The 18,022-nt window shown below is 64.7% G+C and carries 17 protein-coding genes; 13 read left to right on the forward strand and 4 right to left on the reverse strand.

What is annotated here, in order from left to right; genetic code table 11:
* The first annotated feature begins 64 nt into the window (after positions 1–64).
* From odhB to VGL01_RS00220, 4 genes are all read left to right on the forward strand, one after another.
* The gene (gene odhB, locus VGL01_RS00205; RefSeq protein ID WP_331565876.1) at positions 65–1,327 is read left to right on the forward strand and encodes a 2-oxoglutarate dehydrogenase complex dihydrolipoyllysine-residue succinyltransferase; all 1,263 of its coding nucleotides are present in this window, start codon (positions 65–67) and stop codon (positions 1,325–1,327) included.
* A gap of 96 nt (positions 1,328–1,423) precedes the next feature.
* On the forward strand, positions 1,424–2,854 hold the full coding sequence (gene lpdA, locus VGL01_RS00210) for a dihydrolipoyl dehydrogenase (protein WP_331565878.1): 1,431 nt from the start codon (positions 1,424–1,426) through the stop codon (positions 2,852–2,854).
* A 180-nt stretch (positions 2,855–3,034) separates the two neighbouring features.
* Entirely contained in the window at positions 3,035–4,132 is a 1,098-nt protein-coding gene (gene zapE, locus VGL01_RS00215) for a cell division protein ZapE (protein WP_331565880.1), read from the forward strand.
* Between the two features lie 135 nt (positions 4,133–4,267).
* Positions 4,268–4,669 carry a transposase gene (locus tag VGL01_RS00220; RefSeq protein WP_331565882.1) on the forward strand — a complete coding sequence of 134 codons (402 nt, stop codon included), beginning with the start codon at positions 4,268–4,270 and terminating at the stop codon, positions 4,667–4,669.
* A gap of 73 nt (positions 4,670–4,742) precedes the next feature.
* Here the strand turns inward: VGL01_RS00220 and VGL01_RS00225 are convergent, their stop codons facing one another.
* From VGL01_RS00225 to VGL01_RS00240, 4 genes are all read right to left on the reverse strand, one after another.
* Positions 4,743–5,255 (reverse strand): DUF2147 domain-containing protein, encoded by a 513-nt coding sequence (locus tag VGL01_RS00225; RefSeq protein WP_331565884.1) that lies wholly within the window; start codon positions 5,253–5,255, stop codon positions 4,743–4,745.
* Positions 5,256–5,453: 198 nt separating this feature from the next.
* Complete coding sequence (locus VGL01_RS00230) at positions 5,454–7,148, reverse strand: ShlB/FhaC/HecB family hemolysin secretion/activation protein (protein WP_331565886.1); 1,695 nt, start codon at positions 7,146–7,148, stop codon at positions 5,454–5,456.
* Between the two features lie 161 nt (positions 7,149–7,309).
* Positions 7,310–8,488, reverse strand: a complete 1,179-nt coding sequence (locus tag VGL01_RS00235; RefSeq protein WP_331565888.1) for a collagen-like triple helix repeat-containing protein — start codon at positions 8,486–8,488, stop codon at positions 7,310–7,312.
* A 152-nt stretch (positions 8,489–8,640) separates the two neighbouring features.
* Positions 8,641–9,552 carry a collagen-like triple helix repeat-containing protein gene (locus VGL01_RS00240; RefSeq protein ID WP_331565891.1) on the reverse strand — a complete coding sequence of 304 codons (912 nt, stop codon included), beginning with the start codon at positions 9,550–9,552 and terminating at the stop codon, positions 8,641–8,643.
* On the opposite strand from VGL01_RS00240, the gene VGL01_RS00245 reads away from it, so the two are divergent.
* From VGL01_RS00245 to VGL01_RS00285, 9 genes are all read left to right on the forward strand, one after another.
* Positions 9,539–9,859: a hypothetical protein gene (locus VGL01_RS00245; RefSeq protein WP_331565893.1), complete on the forward strand. Its 321-nt coding sequence runs from the start codon at positions 9,539–9,541 to the stop codon at positions 9,857–9,859. The two genes, VGL01_RS00240 and VGL01_RS00245, sit on opposite strands and share 14 nt — an antisense overlap.
* A 696-nt stretch (positions 9,860–10,555) precedes the next feature.
* Positions 10,556–10,723, forward strand: coding sequence for a Flp family type IVb pilin (locus tag VGL01_RS00250; RefSeq protein WP_331565895.1), 168 nt, complete (start codon positions 10,556–10,558; stop codon positions 10,721–10,723).
* A 119-nt stretch (positions 10,724–10,842) separates the two neighbouring features.
* A complete protein-coding gene (locus tag VGL01_RS00255; protein WP_331565907.1) occupies positions 10,843–11,337 on the forward strand; it encodes an A24 family peptidase in 495 nt (164 codons plus the stop codon).
* Between the two features lie 17 nt (positions 11,338–11,354).
* Complete coding sequence (locus tag VGL01_RS00260; RefSeq protein ID WP_331565909.1) at positions 11,355–11,807, forward strand: TadE family protein; 453 nt, start codon at positions 11,355–11,357, stop codon at positions 11,805–11,807.
* A gap of 82 nt (positions 11,808–11,889) precedes the next feature.
* Positions 11,890–12,801, forward strand: coding sequence for a Flp pilus assembly protein CpaB (gene cpaB / locus VGL01_RS00265; protein WP_331565897.1), 912 nt, complete (start codon positions 11,890–11,892; stop codon positions 12,799–12,801).
* Between the two features lie 166 nt (positions 12,802–12,967).
* On the forward strand, positions 12,968–14,329 hold the full coding sequence (locus VGL01_RS00270) for a type II and III secretion system protein family protein (RefSeq protein ID WP_414720131.1): 1,362 nt from the start codon (positions 12,968–12,970) through the stop codon (positions 14,327–14,329).
* A gap of 40 nt (positions 14,330–14,369) precedes the next feature.
* Positions 14,370–15,626: a fimbrial protein gene (locus VGL01_RS00275; RefSeq protein ID WP_331565901.1), complete on the forward strand. Its 1,257-nt coding sequence runs from the start codon at positions 14,370–14,372 to the stop codon at positions 15,624–15,626.
* Positions 15,627–15,629: 3 nt separating this feature from the next.
* Entirely contained in the window at positions 15,630–16,964 is a 1,335-nt protein-coding gene (locus tag VGL01_RS00280; RefSeq protein ID WP_331565903.1) for a CpaF family protein, read from the forward strand.
* Positions 16,957–17,949 carry a type II secretion system F family protein gene (locus VGL01_RS00285; RefSeq protein ID WP_331565905.1) on the forward strand — a complete coding sequence of 331 codons (993 nt, stop codon included), beginning with the start codon at positions 16,957–16,959 and terminating at the stop codon, positions 17,947–17,949. The genes VGL01_RS00280 and VGL01_RS00285 overlap by 8 nt, the downstream gene beginning before the upstream one ends.
* Positions 17,950–18,022: the final 73 nt, after the last annotated feature.

Here is an 18,022-nt window from a genome sequence, read left to right on the forward strand (position 1 = left end):
AAGCGCGCGGGCAGGACGGGCGAGCGTTCGCGCTCCACACCAGATACGAGTTCAGGAAAATCAAATGGCTATTGTAGAAGTCAAGGTTCCGCAGTTTTCCGAATCGGTTTCGGAAGGCACCATGATTGCGTGGAAGAAAAAGCCCGGCGAGGCCGTCACGCAAGACGAAACGCTCATCGAGATCGAGACCGACAAGGTCGTCCTCGAAGTGCCGGCGCCGGCATCGGGCGTGCTCGCGGACATCGTGGTCGGCGACGGTGAGATCGTGAGCTCCGAGCAACTGATCGCGAAGATCGATACGGAAGGCAAGGCCGGCGCCGCGGCACCCGCGGCTGCTGCTGCCGCTCCAGCCGCTGCCGCACCGGTTGCCGCTCCCGCCGCAGCCACCGCAACGGCCACGGCCGGCGCCGCTGCATCGCCGGCCGCCAATAAACTGATGGCGGAGAAGAACCTGTCGGCGGACCAGGTCGCGGGAACCGGCCGCGACGGCCGCATCACGAAGGGCGATGTGCTCGGCACGAGCGCGAAGGCACCGGCCGCGGCGCCTGCCGCGCCGGCTGCGCGTGCGTCGAAGCCGGCGCTGCCGGACGTCAAGGCCCCGGCTTCGGCCGACACGTGGCTCAGCAACCGCCCCGAACAGCGCGTGCCGATGTCGCGCCTGCGTCAGCGTATCGCCGAGCGTCTGCTGGAGTCGCAGCAAACGAATGCCATCCTCACGACGTTCAACGAAGTGAACATGGCGCCGGTGATGGATCTGCGCAACAAGTACAAGGACAAATTCGAGAAAGAGCATGGCGTGAAGCTCGGCTTCATGTCGTTCTTCGTGAAGGCGGCCGTGCATGCGCTGAAGAAATTCCCGCTCGTGAATGCGTCGATCGACGGCACGGACATCGTCTATCACGGTTATTTCGATATCGGTATCGCCGTGGGCTCGCCGCGCGGTCTCGTCGTCCCCATCTTGCGCAACGCCGATCAAATGAGCCTTGCCGAGATCGAGAAGAAGATCGCCGAGTTCGGCCAGAAAGCCAAGGACGGCAAACTGTCGATCGAGGAAATGACGGGCGGCACGTTCTCGATTTCGAACGGCGGCGTGTTCGGCTCGATGCTGTCGACGCCGATCATCAACCCGCCGCAGTCGGCAATCCTCGGTGTCCACGCGACGAAGGAGCGGGCGGTCGTCGAAAACGGCCAGATCGTCATCCGCCCGATGAACTATCTCGCGCTGTCGTACGACCACCGCATCATCGACGGACGCGAAGCCGTGCTCTCGCTCGTCGCGATGAAAGACGCTCTCGAAGACCCGGCGCGTTTGCTCCTCGATCTGTAATCCCCCGCGCCCGGTGTCCGGGCGCAGCAAAGCTTGGTTGAAAATCGCGACGAAGCGCGGCTCATGCCGCGTCGTCGCGTCATCGAAAGGATCGTCATGTCCCAACAATTTGACGTCGTCGTGATCGGCGCCGGTCCCGGCGGGTATGTCGCCGCGATCCGGGCCGCCCAGCTCGGCAAAAGCGTCGCCTGTATCGAAAAGTGGAAGAACCCGGCCGGCACGCTGAAGCTCGGCGGCACCTGCCTGAACGTCGGCTGCATTCCGTCCAAGGCGCTGCTTGCGTCGTCGGAGGAGTTCGAAAATGCATCGCATCATCTGGCCGAGCACGGCATCGCCGTGTCCGAGGTCAAGATGGACGTCGCAAAGATGCAGACCCGCAAGGACGGCATCGTCGAAAAAATGACGAGCGGTATCGAGTTCCTGTTCAAGAAGAACAAGATCACGTGGCTCAAGGGCCATGGCAAGTTCGTCGGCAACAGCGACGCAGGCGTGCAAATCGAGGTGAGCGGCGAAGGCGAGGCCGAGGTCGTTACGGCGAAGAACGTCATCATCGCGACGGGTTCGAAGGCGCGTCATCTGCCGAACGTGCCGGTCGACAACAAGATCGTTTCCGATAACGAAGGCGCGCTCGCATTCGATGCGGTTCCGGCGAAGCTCGCCGTCATCGGCGCCGGTGTGATCGGGCTCGAGCTCGGTTCGGTCTGGCGCCGCCTGGGTTCGCAGGTCACCGTGCTCGAGGCGCTGCCGCAGTTTCTCGGTGCGGCCGACGATGCGCTCGCGAAGGAAGCCGCGAAGCTTTTCAAGAAGCAGGGCCTCGATATTCAGCTCGGCATCAGCATCGGCGAGGTGAAGGCGAACGCCAAGGGCGTCACGATCGCCTACACCGACAAGGACGGCAACGCGCAAACGCTCGAGGCCGATCGTCTGATCGTATCGGTGGGCCGCGTGCCGAATACCGATAACCTCGGTCTCGAGTCGATCGGCCTGAAGGCGAACGAGCGCGGGTTCATCGAGGTCGACGATCACTGCCGCACGGCGGTGCCGAACGTCTATGCGATCGGCGACGTCGTCCGCGGGCCGATGCTCGCGCACAAGGCGGAAGACGAGGGCGTGCTGGTGGCGGAGATCATCGACGGTCAGAAGCCGCATATCGACTACAACTGCATTCCGTGGGTCATCTATACCGAGCCGGAAATCGCCTGGGTCGGCAAGACCGAACAGCAGTTGAAGGCCGAGGGCCGCGAGATCAAGACGGGGCAGTTTCCGTTCTCGATCAATGGGCGTGCGCTGGGTGTGGCGAAGCCCGAGGGCTTCGTCAAGATGATCGCGGACGCGAAGACCGACGAGCTGCTCGGCGTCCATATCATTTCAGCGAACGCATCGGATCTCATCGCCGAAGCGGTTGTCGCGATGGAGTTCAAGGCAGCATCCGAAGACATCGGACGTATCTGCCATCCGCACCCGTCGCTCTCCGAAGTGATGCGCGAAGCCGCGCTGGCCGTCGACAAGCGTTCGCTCAACAAGTAAGTCGCGGTAGTCACTCCTGGCAGTCAGTTCTGGTAGTCAGTCCTCTCAAGCAGTAGCGGCCCAAGGAGCGGCCGGGGCGAAATCCCCGGCGCCTCTTCGGCCGGTCCGGGCCGGTGCGCGGGCGCGCCCGGTTCCCCGCACAGCGCCCGCTCCGGACGCTGGCCGAGCGGTTCCTTCACGATGAATGTTCTCGAATATTACGAACACGAGCTGCAAGCGCGTGGCTATCTCGCCGACGACGCACAGCTCGCGGCGGTGAATCGCTTGCAGCAATGCTATGCGGAGTGGGTCACCTACAAGAGCCGGCGCTCGAATGCGCTGCGCAAGCTGCTCGTGCATCCCGAGCTGCCGCGTGGCGTCTATATGTGGGGCGGCGTCGGGCGTGGCAAGAGCTTCCTGATGGATAGCTTTTACGCGGTGGTTCCGGTGCAGCGCAAGACGCGGCTGCATTTCCACGAATTCATGCGCGAAGTTCATCGGCAGCTCGAGGAGCTCAAAGGGCAGGCCGATCCGCTCGACGAACTGGCGCGCCGTGTCGCCAGGCGCTATCGGCTCATTTGCTTCGACGAGTTCCATGTCTCCGACATTGCCGACGCGATGATTCTTCATCGGCTCCTCACCGGGCTCTTCGATAACGGCGTGCAGTTCGTGATGACCTCGAACTACGATCCCGATACGCTCTACCCCGACGGCTTGCACCGTGATCGCGTGCTGCCCGCAATCGAGCTCGTGAAGGAGCGGCTCGACGTGATGAATGTGGATGGCGGTACCGACTATCGTCGACGCACGCTCGCACAGGTCAACGTCTATCACACGCCGCTGGGCGCCGAAGCCGACCGTGCGCTGAGAGCGGCATTCGCGCAGCTCGCGGCCGTGCCCGATGAAAGCCCGCTGCTTCATATCGAGAAGCGCGAATTGAAAGCGTTGCGGCGCGCCGACGGCGTCGTCTGGTTCGATTTCGCGACGCTGTGCGGCGGGCCGCGCTCGCAAAACGACTATCTCGAGTTGGCCTCGCGATTTCATACGGTGGTGCTTTCCGGCGTGCCGCAAATGACGCCTCGCATGGCATCGGAGGCACGCCGTTTCACTTGGCTCGTCGACGTTTTTTACGATCACAAGGTGAAGCTGCTGATGTCGGCGGCGGTGGCGCCCGAAGCGCTCTATCCCGAAGGGCCGATGGCCAATGAATTCGGCCGGACGGTCTCGCGTCTCGTCGAAATGCAGTCGAAGGAATATCTGGAAGCGCCGCGCAGGCTCGTCGATACCTCGTTGACTTGACGGTCGCTGGCGGCGGGCTTTGGCTGCGCGCGAGCAGGGCGCGCAAGCAGGGCGCGGGACAGATTCGGATTATTCTGATATTCGCCGGCCAGGACGAGGCCTATTGTGCTCTCTATTCAAACGAAGGAGGCACAGATGACCCCTTACCGCGAAATAACCGACGAGCAATGGCACCGTGTGGTCACGCTGTTTCCTGAATTGCAGGCGCGCGCGCCTGCGCGTGGCCGTCCCCTCACCGATACACGCGCGGTGCTCAATGGCGTGTTGTGGGTGATCTATAGCGGCGCAGCGTGGTCTTCGATGCCGCGCCGGTACCCCTCCTATCAAACCTGCCACCGTCGCTTCAAGACGTGGTACGACGCGGGCGTGTTCAGGCACGTACTGGGCGAACTGTATGGCGATGCGGCCGAAGGGCTGTGCGAGTCGGTCAGGGCGCGTATGCGCGCGAAGTTGAATCCGGCAAAGGTGGCGCCGGCTTTCTCGACGATCGATGCGCCCACGTTGTCCTATCTGGCTTCACTGCGTCGCGCCGCGTGAGCCACGCGCTCTTCTGCGAGCGAGCCTGCCGTATGGTCAGGACCGCTCGCGCAGCAGGTTGTCGTGAGCTCGATCAGTTCTTTGCCTGGTCCGAAGCCGAATCGGCTTGCCGGTTCCACGTTTGCGACCGGCCTAGCAGTGAGACGCCGATATAGCCGCGTACGACGAGCTTCCGGCCTCCCTCATCCAGCGTCATTTTGCATCGATAGACTTTGCCGTTTTCGGGATCGAGGATGTTGCCGCCATCCCAATGATCGCCGTCCTGCTTCATATCGCGGATGATCGTCATACCGAGAATTTTTTGATCCTTGCGGTCGTCGGTACATTCGGTGCATCGGCGATCGGGCGAGTCCGCGGGGTTCAGGCCTTTGATGACTTTCCCGCTCAGTGATCCATCGGCGTTTTGCGTAATCTGTACAAGCGCTTTCGGCTGATGCGTGTGGTCGTCGATTGTTTGCCATACGCCGACGGGGGAATCGGTGCCTTGCGCGAAGGCTATCGTGGCGCTGGCCAGTAACAAGCCGGCTGCTGCCATGCGCTTAACGGCATATAAGGCGATCGAGCGGGTGTCGTGCGGGAAGTGCATGATGTCGTCCTCCTGATGGGGTGAGTCGGCTGTCGTTTCTTTCGCGCGGTGGCGGATAGGTCTGTCGCGCCGCGCTTGTTGGAATCAGGCCAGCATACCCACGAAAAAATGACTGAGGTTTGATAGTGGAACCTCTAATCAGGCTCGAGCGGGCACGCAGTTCGTCCTGGTTCGTTCCCGCGGCATTTCCTTCGGACGTCAAAACATTTGGTACGAAAACGTGGCGTTGATTCGCGGGCTGCGCGATGGGCTTTCGATCGGCGCGTCGGCAACGGCCTTGGCGATCGAGAGATCGAGGCTGTAATGCTTGGTATCGGTGATCCGCAAGCCAAGCGCGACCGAAGACAGCTTATTGGGCGATGTCGGCCCCGAGTGTAGGTACACCCGCGCCATATCGAACGACACATACGGGGTAACGGTCTGCAAGTAGTGCATCCCCACCGCAAAAGCACGGTTGACTTCGAACGATACGGCCCATCCCGAATCGCCCGATGCCTCTCCCGGCTGATAACCCGAAGCGAATCGTTGAGCGCCGAATGCGATTTGCTCGGAAGTCGGCAGGTTGTCGGGACTGAACTGTCCCGTAGCCGCAACGGTCGTACCGATTTTGAAAGGCCATTCGTTGGATTGAGAAAAACTCGCGCCCGTTCGCACGAACGTGAGCGATACCGGATTCGTCGGAACGGCGCCCGGCACATTCGAATCGGCTGTCTTCGAAGCGCCCAGAATATTGAAAGCATGCGCCACGTTGATGCTCGCGCGGCGGACTTGGCCCGGCTCGACGCCCGTGTAATCGAGTTGCGCCTGCAGCACGCGCTCTTGGGAGCGTAATCCGATTTGCGCGCCGTTGATCGTATTGCGGTAATGGTTTTCGTCATGCGACGCATAGCCGGTCACGGTGCCGATCAACTTGTGCGCATCGCGCAATAGGAACGGGTAGGCGGCCGAAAGCGCGAGCTTGTCGTTGACCACCGTTCGTTCGACGTACGAAGGCAAGCCCGGATTGTCGGTCGGATGGCCGCGGTAGTGCGAGGCGTCGATGTGCGCGACGAGCCCATCGTTGCCCAAAGGCACCGCGCCGTTGGCCGAGTAATAGGTGGTGTCGTCGCGGCCCCTGGGAGCGAGAGCAGAAACGCTGAGCTGCTCTCCGAGCGACGCCAGTCCGTTTTCCGTGACCGTGAAAAGGCCTTGCACGCCCGGGTGGTGCAGGTCGATGCCCGCGCTGAAGTTCAATGGCTTGCGCGCGACGTTGAGCTCGAGGGTCGTCGCGCCGTCTGTCGTTTTCGGTGCCGGTACCGTGGCCGTCACGGTGAGGCCAGGCAGCAATCCGAGCGCATTCACGCTGCGCTCGAACGTCGCGCGACGCAGCGGCCGTTCGTTGCGGATGCGCTCGGCAAGCTGGCGAATCTTGCGTTCGGTCGAGCCCGGATTGCCCTTGATGTCGATCTGCGCGACGTATCCTTCCACAACGGTTACGCGCACTACGCCGTTTTCGAACGTCTGAGCCGGAATGAACGCGAACGATAGCGCATATCCGCGCGACTGATAAAGCCGGGTGATCTCGTTCGCGGTCTCGATCAACTGCCCGATCGTGATGTCCTTGCCGACGAGCGGCGTGAAGTGCCCGGCAACCTCGGCAAAGGGGACGGCCTTGACGCCTTCCACCTGGATCTTCGTTGGGGTGAGATGCGATGCCAGCAATTGCTGCAACTGTGGCGTCGGCCGTTCGACCTGGACCGTGACGCTGGGTGCGTTGCTCGGGGCATGGGTTTGCGGCAGCGCCTGAAGCGGGTTCCCGCTCGCGGCCGCGCGTGTTTGCGCATGCGTCACTGTTGCCACGCCCGCCGCGCCGAGCGCGAGCCCGACCCCTACCAGGAATTCAGTAGTCCTCATCGTTTGTTCCTCGTCTGGCCTTTTTATGGATACCGTCGGGCCGGCTCTGAGGCCGGCGCCGACTCGGTACCTTCGCCCGTTTTCGTTTTCGGGCCGTTTGCGTGCGTGGACCGATGGCGGCACCCGACAAGCGGGGCGCGCCTCGATCCCGCACGATGACGCTACTGCAGTTTCCCGAGAACGGGCAGGCCGTTGCCGAGCAGCGAACCTACGCCCGCGGCACCCGAACCGGCGCCGGCGGCCGGGGCGCTCGATAGCGCGCCGGTGACGCTCGTCAGCGCCCCCGTCAGGGCCGAGAGGGGATTCGTGCCGCCGCTGGCACCGGATGTCACCCCGCTCAACGGTCCGGTGAGGCTCGCGAGCGGACTGCCGGCTCCGCCGCTGCCAGCACTGCCGGCTGCGACGGAGGTGTTGGTACTTCCCGCAAGGCTCGTGATCAGTCCTGGGATCGGTGCCGCCCCGTTCGGTCCGTTCGGGTTGACGAGGCCGCCCGCATTCGTGATGGTGGTGCCGAGGACCGATGCGAGTTGTCCGCTGTCGCCGACGAGCGGTTCCTTCGAACTCGAGCCGACAGTCGTGCCCGCGCCCTGCAGTGCGTTGCCGACCTGGGCGAGTACGCCGGATACCGGTTGACCGAGGCCACTCGTGGTGCCAACGGCTTGCGTCGTCTGCCCGAGCGTGATGACGAGCGGCGTGATCGCGTTGCTGACAGGTTGTGTGACTTGCTGAACGGGCGACGATGCGAGCCTATTGCCCAGTATCATCCCGCCCGCCTGTACACCATTCGCTGCCGTATAGAGCGCGCCGGCCACGGGCGTCGTGACGGGTGCCAGCGGCGAGAGCGGGCCGGTGCCGAGCGCATCGACCGTTTTCGCGACCCCTGCGATGACGCCGCTCGTCGCGCTGACCGGCGTGCCGAGCTTGGCCACCGTCGTGCCGACGGGATTGGCCGTGGTGCCTATTTGGCCGAGTCCGTCGCTCAGCGCATCCGCTGTGCTATCGATCACAGGGCCCAGTGCGCCGACGGTGCTGCCCACGCCGCCAGTGACGCCGGAGCTGGCGCCAGGCACCGGCAGCGACGAGATCGCACCGCCGAGATCGGTCGCCACCTTGCCGACGGTGGTGATCGTGCCGGTTGTCTTGGCCGTGGGCGGCGAGGGCGGATCGGTCGGGGTGACATTGCCGCCGCTGTTGTTGCCGCTGAGTCCGGTGGGGACCGAGACGCCGTCGCTGCCGCAGGCGGCAAGCGCACAGGCCGCAACGATGGCAACAATTGGCGCACACAGTCGCACCGAAGGCGCGGGAATGAAATGAATGGAAACTCGACGTCGATCGGACATGGTCTGCTCCTCGTGGTCTGCTGTCGCGTGCATTGCGTCTTGCCGTTCGCACGCTCGTGAATGGCAAGCGCGGCAGCGCTCGCCGATGGCCGCTTGCGCTGCCCCGCCGCGCGACGCGCAAGCCGGGCTGGGGCAACGGGTTGTCGTGAATTTCATTTCCGGGAGAGCCCGCCCGTGAGCGCGCCGGTCAATGCGCCCAGTCCCGAGAGCGGGCTCGACTGGCCAGCGCTCGATGAGCCGGCCGCGCTCGTCAAGGCGCCGGTGGCCGAGCTCAGCAAGCTGGTGAGAGGTGCCAGCGGGCTGCCGGTCGTGCCAGTACCGGTGCCGGCCGTGCCAGCGATAGCCGAGACGGCGCCGGTAACGGGTGCGAGGGCGCTGCTGCCCAATTGAGTTCCGCCCAACGGGTTCGCGCCTGCCGCTCCCGCCCCGCCGAGTGCGCCGGTCAGGCCCGAGACCGCCCCAGCGAGAGGAGCCAATGGCGAGCCGCCCAGCGAACTTGCGCCGCTGCCTCCCGTGATGAGGCCGCCGGCGCCCGCAACCGTAGCGCCAGTCGGGGAGAGCACGTTGCCGAGACCGCTGGTCACGGGATCGCCGCCCGTAGATGCGACGATCGCGCCCGCCTTGCCGAGCGCACCCCCCGCTGTCGTCAAGAGAGTGGCAAGCGGCTGCCCGGCACCGGTGATCGTGCCGACGCTTTGCGTCGTCGAAGCGAGCGATGTCGTGATTGGTGTGATCGCAGTGCTGAGTTGTTGCGTCACCTGCTCGACAGGGCCGCTCGACAGCGCGCCGCCAAGCGTCGACCCCGCATTCCCGATCGAGGTGCCGAGCGTGGCGACGCCGCCGCCGACGGCCGAGGTGAGCGGCGACAGCGGTGCGAGCGGCCCGCTGCCCAGGCTGGTCACGAGATTTCCCGCATTCGTGATCGCGGAGCCGACTTGGCCGAGCGCAGGACCCGCACTGGCGAGCGTCGTGCCGACAGGGTTTGCGGTGCTGCCCAGTTGGCCGAGACCTTGAGAAATGCCATTGCCGAGGGTGGACACCGCACCGCCCATGTTCTGCACCACGGCACCGGCGTCTTGTACCGTCTGCGAGCTGACGCCCGGGATGGCCTGCGAGCCGGCCGAGGAGCCGATCGACGAGACGGTCGAGCCGATCGCGCTGACGATGCCGCCGCCGTCGGCGGCAACTTTGCCGATCGCGTTGGCGCTGGCGGTGCCTCCCGAGTCGGAGCCCGAACCGCTCGATCCTGTCGCCCCGCCCGTGCCGCTCGTCCCGGTCGTCCCGCCCGCCGACGAATCGCTGCCGCCGCCCGAAGCCCCGCTGTCCGAACTGGCGAGTGAGCTGCTGCCGCCTTTCGATCCGAGTCCCTGACTCAGGGTCCCCGATCCCCCGCAAGCGGTAAGAGAAAGTAGCGCGCTCGCCACACTCGCGGCCAATAGGGTCCTGAATGCCCCGTCGCTTTTTGGATTTCGCACGATGTCACCCGCTTTTGTTGTCGATTAGAAATGCTGCGGGCGGTAGCTCTGCAATGGCTATGCCAGTGAGGGCTTTCGAACAAGACAAAGCGATGGCGCGAAATGGATGTTTATCCGCTAATCGAGGATTGGCGGCGCTTTGCGAGAGTCATGATGACGCGCGAAGTAAACACGCGGACGATGATTTTTGCGTGTTCCGAGTCCGCGTGTAACGTAACGGCACGCACCATCCGTTACGATGACTACCGTAACGCGGCTGACTGCGATTTACAGTTCTAGTGGACTTAATCTAAACTATCGTAACCCCTAACTTAGCGAGTGCACGAATTCAGTGTAAAAGACATCTGAGCTTCAAGAAAACTCGGAAATACACGAGAAACAGGACCGAGCAAGGCGCTGTCACCGGCTTTTTCGGCTCTTGTCGATAAAGCATGAACCGCATGCGTCAGCATGCGGGGGGAACTTCAACACTATTCGATGTTTGCATGTGGGAAACGCGCCTCGGCGAGTGTGCTGCGCTGGAGCGCGGCCTTCCGCTGCGTGAATCCGATTGTTCTGCACGACCGCCGTCAAAAAAAATACGAGGATCATCATGAGCAAGCTCATCGGGCGTTTCCTGAGGCAAGAACGGGGTGTAACTGCAATCGAGTACGCATTGATCGCCGGGCTTATCGCGCTCGCAATCGTTGCGTCATTGAACAATGTAAAGACGAGTATCGTGACGGTGTTCACCAACATCGTCACCAGTCTGACGCCGTAGTCGCGGCGCAAATAGCGCCGAAAGGCAAGCCTCTTTCTAAAAGAAAGTTAAATCGCGGATTGCGTCCTGCAATCCGTGCGGGCCGGTGCGGCCAATTCACATTGAGTTTCATTTCGACGATGCAGCCGGGAAGCACTGTGTTCATCTGCTGGGCCGCCGCGGTCGCGCTTTCAGATTGTCGATACCGGCGGGTTTCGAACGGACTGGTCGCGACGGGCCTCGTTGCGGCTGCGGTTTGTTCGGTGACGCAGGCGGGGCCTTTCCCCGTCGCGCCGCTGCAGGCCGCTGGCGGAGCGGCGCTCGGCTTTGCCGTGCTGCTGCCGTTTTTCCTGCTGGGTGTCATGGGCGCGGCGGACGTGAAAGTTTTCGCGGCGCTCGGCGCGTGGTGCGGTGTTCATGCACTCATCGGGCTATGGGTGCTCGGGTCGCTCGCCGCTGCGGTCCATGCGCTTGCGCTGATCGTCATGGCGAGACGATCGCGCCAGCCTTGGCGTACCGCGAATGCGCCAACCTTCGCGGTCGGCGCGCGCCGTGCGGCGCCCTATGCCGCGTTGCTTGTCGGAGCGGGGGTGATTGCGCTACTCGGCGCGCCGTTGCCGGGAGTGGCGCCTTGAAGCCCTTATGGTTGGCGATGCATAGCCGTGCTCGTGAGCGCCAACACGGCACAGCGGCTATCGAATTCGCGCTCGTATTCCCTCTGCTGTTCGTGATGCTCTACGGCATCGTGACTTACAGCATGATTTTCGTGGCAAAGCAAAGCTTGACGCTTGCAGCTGAGGAAGGCGCGCGCGCAGCGCTCAACTATCAGAGCGCGTCAAGCGCGGCTGCCGCGCTGAGCGCGCGCAGTCAAAGCGCCTGCACGGTGGCAACGAATTCGGCGGCGTGGCTGCGCGGCGCCGCCAATTGCGCGGCTCAGGCTCAGGCATGCAGTTACGACGCATCGCTCGATTGCGTCGAGGTGACGCTGACCTACGACTACGCGAGCCGTCCGCTCGTGCCGACGTTGCCGCTGCTGGGCCTGGCATTGCCCGGCACGCTGACGAGTGCCGCGACAGCGCAGATCAATCCGGAGAACCTGTTATGAACGATGCGCACGTTTCGCCGGGCGGACAGTTTGAGTCTACTGGCCTTTGCCGCGCTCGCTACATCGCTCGCGCGGCGGCGCAATGCTGAACCTCACGAAGGTGTCGGCGGGCGTGCTCATCGCCGCGGCGCTCTTGCTCGGAATCTACGCCTGGCTGCTCGGCAGGCATGCGCCGAACGCCGCCCAAACCGTGTCTGTCGCGAAGACCGGATTTGCCGTGGTCGTCGCGGCAAGACGGCTGCCGGCAGGGCAGCCCATCGCCAGGGACGCGTTGCGTGTCGACAAAGTGAGCGCCTTTCCGAGCGGCGCATTCGCCGAACCGCGGCTCGTCTCGAAGCGCGTACCGCTCGCTGACATCGAACCGGGTACGCCCGTTTTCGAAGGCCAACTTTCGTCGGGGTTTGCCGACCGGGTCGAGGCGGGCGAGCGCGCGGTGGCGGTCCGCGTCGACGAAGCGGGCGCGGTGGGCGATCGCGTGCGTCCCGGCAATGTCGTCGACGTTTTCCTGACTTTGAAACGCGATGGCGCGGGTATCGGCGGCCATGGCGAGATCGCGCGATCGCAGGCCAAACTGCTGCTCTCGCGGGTGCGCGTGCTCGCATTTGGCGATGCGCAGCCCGCGGGCGGCGGGCCGAACACGCACGACGTGCACGCGCGCACCGTCGTTCTTGCCGTGCCGACGGATGAAGTCGATCGCCTCGCCCTCGCCGATAGCGCGGGACACTTGCTGCTTGCGCTGCGCAATCCACATGACATCGAGGGCGGACAGCGCTCGTCGAGCGCTGCGTTGGCGCGAGTGGGGGGGAGCGCGGCGGGCGCGGTCCGGCCGTCGACGGTGGCGGACGCCGGCGTTTCGCTCGGTGCACTTTCGGGCAGCGACGGCGGTGTCGAGGCGACGCCGGCCGTTCGGCCGCCAACGATGCGCCGGTCGATGAGCGGTGCGGGGCGGGTCGAGGTGGTGCGGGCAGGGCATGTCGATTCGACCGGCGGTTGAGCCGAGGTGAGGGTGCCCGCGACGAAGCTGCTTCGCGGCGGGCAACGCTGTAGGGAATAGCAAACCGTACTGCCAGCGGCAACGGATTACACGATACGACATGACAAACAGGCGTCTAGTGGCAGCATCGAGCGGATGGGCGGGAGCGGTGGTTCGCGGCATCGTCATGGCGGCCGGCGTGGCGATCGGCCTCCTCGGTCTCGTCGGCCAGGCCGGCGCGGCAAGAACCACGAATGGCGCATCGACCGAGCGGGAGGCTTCCACGGCGACCGTTTCGCTGGCAGTCGGCGAGCAGCGCCAGATCGACGCTGAGGGGCCGCTCGCCCGTGTCGCGATCGGGGATCCGGCAGTGGCCGATGTGCTGGTCATGAAAGGCGATGAAAACCGTAGAGCCGGGGGCGTGTTGCTCGTGGGCAAGGCGCCGGGTGCCACCAACTTGATGGTCTGGTCGAGGGGGCGGGCAACGCCCGTCGTCTATCCGATCGAAGTTGGCCCGGCCGCGGGCGCCGTGCTGCTCGACGGCTCGACGCCGCGCGTGCGGGCCTTCGGCGGCGATGCCGTGATCTCCGGCTCGACTCCGACGATGGAGACGCACCGTAAAGCCGTGGCCGCCGCGACGGCGGCCAAAGGAAAGGATGGCCGTATCGTCGACATGTCGACGATCGAGACACCCGGCATCGTACAAGTCGATGTGCGCGTCGTCGAATTCAGCCGCGCTGTGCTCAAAGCAGCGGGCATCAACCTGTTCAAGCAGAGCAACGGCTTTGCGTTCGGCTCGTTCGCGCCGTCCGCGCTGAGCTCGTTCACGGGTGGCGCGACATCGAGCTTTCAGGCGCAGACCAACGCACCGATCGCGTCGGCCTTCAATCTCGTGCTGAACTCGGCCAGCCATGGGCTCTTTGCCGACTTGAGCCTCATGGAAGGCAACAACCTCGCGAGAGTGTTGGCGGAACCGTCGCTCGTCGCGCTGTCGGGTCAAAGCGCCAGTTTTCTGGCCGGCGGCGAAATCCCCGTCCCGGTACCGCAGGCGCTCGGGACGACGTCCATTCAATACAAGCCCTATGGCGTCGGTCTGACCTTGACGCCGACGGTCCTGAGCGCAAAGCGCATTGCCCTCAAAGTCGCGCCCGAGGCGAGCCAGCTCGATTTCCAGAACGCGATCACGATCAACGGCGTATCGGTGCCGGCCATTACGACGCGGCGCGCCGATACGACGGTCGAGCTCGGCGACGGAGAGAGCTTCGTCATCGGCGGCCTGATCGATCGCGAAACGCGCTCGAACGTGAGCAAGGTGCCGCTGCTCGGCGATTTGCCGATCATCGGCGCGTTCTTCAAGGAACTTAGCTATCAGCAAAGCGACAAGGAGCTCGTCATCGTCGTCACGCCGCATCTCGTCTCGCCGCTCGCCAAAGGCGCGCGGCTGCCGGCCACGCCGGGCGAACAAGCGGACCAGCACGATGGGCCCGTGTGGCGCAGCTATCTCGGCGGCGCGCTGTCGCGCGCCGCGGGCCCGGGTTTTTCCAAATGAGCCCGGCACATGGCGTGTTGGGCCGGGGAACAGGTGCGGCATGAATGCTAGGGCGGAGCCATTGGCCGAGCGGGCGGTCGTCGAATCTTTCGTCTTCGCGTCCGCGAGCGCGACGAACATACGCTGGCTCGCGGATACGCTCGTGGCCGTGGGCGCCGTCGAGCCAGCGGAACTCGGGACCACCGCGCTCGCCGAGCGCATTGCGACACTCGATCCGTTACTGGTATTCGTCGATTTCTCGGGCGGGCGTACCGTCGCGGCGGCACAGGCCGTCCATGCGGTGCGCTCGATCGCGCCACAGTTGCAGGTCGTCGCCGTCGGCACCATCGCCGAGCCCGAAAGCGCGCTGGCCGCGTTGCGCGCGGGGGTACGCGATTTCATCGATCTGAGCGCGGGCGCCGAGGAGGCGGCACGTATCGCACGCAACGTGTTGGAGCACGTGGCCGAGCCCGTCGTACGCCATGGACGGCTGACCGCGCTGATCGGTGCGAGGCCCGGTGTCGGGGTCTCGACGCTCGCGGCGAATCTCGCGGTGACGCTGCAACGGCGCGGCGCCGCTGCCGGACATCAGGCGGCGCTGGTGGATCTCGGCTTGCCGGCCGGCGACGCCATGCTCTACCTGAATGCGCGCGGCGAATTCGATTTCGTCGAAGCCGTGCGTAACCTGAGGCGGTTCGATCAGACTTTCGTCCATACCGCGTTCGCGAGCCACGCAAGCGGGCTCGCGCTGACCGCATTGCCGCCCGACCTGAGCTTGCTGCGCACGATTTCGTTCACCTCCGCGGTGGCCTTGCTGAACCGGCTGCGGGCGTTCTTCGATCAGCAGATCGTCGACCTTGGCGGCTTCAGCAACATCGAATTCATCGCGCATGTTGCAAGCGCAGCCGATGAAGTGTGGCTTGTTTGCGATCCGTCGATCGCATCCATCGTTTCGGCGAGCTCGTTGATCCGCGAATTGACGGCGGCGCAATTCGAGGCCGGCGCGCTAGGTCTCGTCGTCAACAAGTTCGATCCGCATCTCGGACTCTCGGCCGAGCAGATCGCACTGCGTCTCGAGCTGCCGCTCGTCGCGACGTTGCCGGCGCGCAGCGTGCCGCTCGGTCAGGCGGCGAATCAGGGCAAACTGCTCGCGGAAACGGCGGAGCGGGACCCCTATGTGCGCGCGGTGAGCGCGCTCGTGCAGCGCGTCGTCGGGCGCTCGGAGGAGAGCGGAGCGCCCGTGCACGAAGCACGTGCGACGGTGTCGGTCCTCGAACGCCTTCGGCACTTCATCCCTTTCCTTCACGAGCGGTCATAGACGATGGCAAACCCGATCGAATTCGCCGACGACGGCACGTCCTTCGCCCATACACAGCAGTTCCACGACGTCAAGAACGCCGCCCACGAGCATTTGCTCACGCGTATCGAAGAACTCGGGGCGGAGTTCGGGCGATGGTCGCGCGGCGCGATAAAGCAGTTCGTCGATCTGGAGATGGACAGCTTCGTGCGGCTGCGCCATATCCCCATCAACGAGACTGAAGTCCGGCTCATTGCCGAGGCACTGACCAAGGAGCTTGCCGGGTTCGGGCCGCTCGAAGACTTGCTCGGCGATCCGGCCGTCGAGGACATTCTCGTCAACGGATACCGCGACGTCTACGTCTCGCGCCACGGCATGCTGGCGAAAATGCCGGTGCGCTTCACCGACAACGCGCATCTGCTGCGCATCGTGCGGCGCATTCTTGCGCCGATCGGCCGGCGCCTCGACGAATCGAACCCGATGGTCGACGCACGTTTGCCGGACGGCGGCCGCGTGAACGTGGTCATCGAGCCGCTGTCGATCGACGGTCCGGTCGTCTCGATCCGAAAATTCCGCAAGGACCCGCTGCGTCCTTCGGACCTGCTCGAGAACGGCACGTACCACGACGAGATCGGCCAACTGCTGGAGGCGGCGGTTGCCGCGCGCTGCAACGTGCTGATCTCGGGTGGCACGAGCTCCGGCAAGACCTCGCTCTTGAATGCGCTCGCCTTTCATATTCCCGAGCCGGAGCGCATCGTCACAATCGAAGACACCGCCGAGCTCTCGCTCAATCACCCGCACGTGGTGCGATTGGAGAGTCGTCCCGGCGGGTTCGACGGCGCGGGCCTGGTGACGATTCGGGATTTGCTGCGCAACTCGCTGCGCATGAGGCCCGATCGCATCATCGTCGGCGAAGTGCGCGGCGGCGAAGTACTCGAGATGCTGCAAGCGATGAACACCGGCCACGACGGCTCGATGGGGACCGTGCACGCAAGCTCGCCGCGCGAGTGCCTCTATCGGCTCGAGATGCTGGCCGGGTTTGCGGGTTTCCAGGGAACGGAGTCGAGCCTGCGTCGGCAGATTGCGAACGCGATCGACTTCATCGTCCAGATCGGCCGGCTCTCGAACGGCCGGCGCCGTATTCTGTCCGTCACCGAAGTGACGGGCCTCTCGGATACGATCATCGCAACGCAGGAGCTGTATCGCTACGAGCCGATTCTGGGCGCCGACGGAGAGGAGATCGACAACTGGGTATCGCTCGGCATCCATCCGCATTCGCCGAAGCTCGCGCGTGCGCGGCATGCCACGGGGGGAACGTTCGGCGGCGGCTTCGATATGGGCGGGGGCTTCCGTGTCTAGCGTCGTTGCTTCGATCGTCGCGCTCGCCTTCGCCCTCCTGTGCGCCGCGCTCGGCTTGCTGTTGTGGCAACGCGCGGTGCGCAGGCAGGAGCACGTCAGCACGGAGCGCTTCGTCGAAAGCCGTCTCGCGCAGCCCGCGACGCATCCATCGCGCGGCGGCAACGCCGAGCCGAAATCGGCTCGGCCGCTTGGGCGTGCCGCTCTCCCGAAAACCAGCGGCACACCCGCGTCCGAGCCACGCGGATCTTTTCGGGGGGTCCTCGACGACATGGCCGCGCGCGCGGGCCTCGACGGCGCTCGCATGCCGATACTGGCTGCGTTCGGTCTAGCGGGCGCCATCACGGTCTGGGTGGCATTCGACGCGGGCACGCTCGCGGCCGTCGCGGCATGCGTTGCCTGCGTCGCGGCACTCGCGCTCGCCGTCAACGCGCGTGCGCATCGACGCAAGCTCTCGATCGTGCGGCAGCTTCCGACGTTTCTCGACGGTATCGTGCGGCTCATCACGTTGGGCAACAGCGTGCCGGCAGCCTTCCAGGCTGCGCTCGCCACGACGGACGAGCCGTTGCGCGAGTGCCTGGAGCGCGTCGCGCGCACGATGCGCGCCGGCGTGGAAATCGATCGCGCGCTGGCGCAGGTCGGCAGCGTCTATCGCCTGCGCGAGTTCGCGCTCGTGGGCGCGGTGCTGCGCTTGTCCGTCAAATACGGCGGCCGGGCGGACGTCATGCTCGAACGCATGTCCGCCTTCATGCGAGATCTCGAGCAGGCCGAGCGCGAACTCGCGGCGATGTCGGCGGAAACGCGCATGTCGGCGTGGGTACTCGCCGTGCTGCCGCTCCTCATTGGCGGATTCCTGATCGCATCGAATCCGGAGTATTTCAATGCGATGTGGCAGGACGCGGGCGGCCGCACGCTCGTCTATGTCGCATTCGGGCTTCAGGGCGCCGGTGGCTGCCTGCTCTATCGTCTCGCCCGGTTGAGGTCGTGATGCTTGCGGATCGAATTGCCTCGATTGCATTGGCGCTTGGCGCATTGGGCTTGACGATGCTGGCGCTGCATAT

Source organism: Trinickia sp. (assembly GCF_036503415.1).
In the GTDB taxonomy this organism is placed as follows: Bacteria; Pseudomonadota; Gammaproteobacteria; order Burkholderiales; family Burkholderiaceae; genus Trinickia.

Excerpts from the sequence above, each read along its gene's own strand:
- odhB (WP_331565876.1), top strand. The coding sequence starts at position 65 with ATGGCTATTGTAGAAGTCAAGGTTCCGCAGTTTTCCGAATCGGTTTCG.
- lpdA (WP_331565878.1), top strand. The coding sequence starts at position 1,424 with ATGTCCCAACAATTTGACGTCGTCGTGATCGGCGCCGGTCCCGGCGGG.
- VGL01_RS00280 (WP_331565903.1), top strand. The coding sequence starts at position 15,630 with ATGGCAAACCCGATCGAATTCGCCGACGACGGCACGTCCTTCGCCCAT.
- VGL01_RS00220 (WP_331565882.1), top strand. The coding sequence starts at position 4,268 with ATGACCCCTTACCGCGAAATAACCGACGAGCAATGGCACCGTGTGGTC.
- VGL01_RS00235 (WP_331565888.1), bottom strand. The coding sequence starts at position 8,488 with ATGTCCGATCGACGTCGAGTTTCCATTCATTTCATTCCCGCGCCTTCG.
- VGL01_RS00255 (WP_331565907.1), top strand. The coding sequence starts at position 10,843 with ATGCAGCCGGGAAGCACTGTGTTCATCTGCTGGGCCGCCGCGGTCGCG.
- VGL01_RS00245 (WP_331565893.1), top strand. The coding sequence starts at position 9,539 with ATGTTCTGCACCACGGCACCGGCGTCTTGTACCGTCTGCGAGCTGACG.
- VGL01_RS00250 (WP_331565895.1), top strand. The coding sequence starts at position 10,556 with ATGAGCAAGCTCATCGGGCGTTTCCTGAGGCAAGAACGGGGTGTAACT.
- VGL01_RS00260 (WP_331565909.1), top strand. The coding sequence starts at position 11,355 with ATGCATAGCCGTGCTCGTGAGCGCCAACACGGCACAGCGGCTATCGAA.
- VGL01_RS00225 (WP_331565884.1), bottom strand. The coding sequence starts at position 5,255 with ATGCACTTCCCGCACGACACCCGCTCGATCGCCTTATATGCCGTTAAG.
- VGL01_RS00275 (WP_331565901.1), top strand. The coding sequence starts at position 14,370 with ATGAATGCTAGGGCGGAGCCATTGGCCGAGCGGGCGGTCGTCGAATCT.
- VGL01_RS00270 (WP_414720131.1), top strand. The coding sequence starts at position 12,968 with ATGGCGGCCGGCGTGGCGATCGGCCTCCTCGGTCTCGTCGGCCAGGCC.
- VGL01_RS00230 (WP_331565886.1), bottom strand. The coding sequence starts at position 7,148 with ATGAGGACTACTGAATTCCTGGTAGGGGTCGGGCTCGCGCTCGGCGCG.
- cpaB (WP_331565897.1), top strand. The coding sequence starts at position 11,890 with ATGCTGAACCTCACGAAGGTGTCGGCGGGCGTGCTCATCGCCGCGGCG.
- zapE (WP_331565880.1), top strand. The coding sequence starts at position 3,035 with ATGAATGTTCTCGAATATTACGAACACGAGCTGCAAGCGCGTGGCTAT.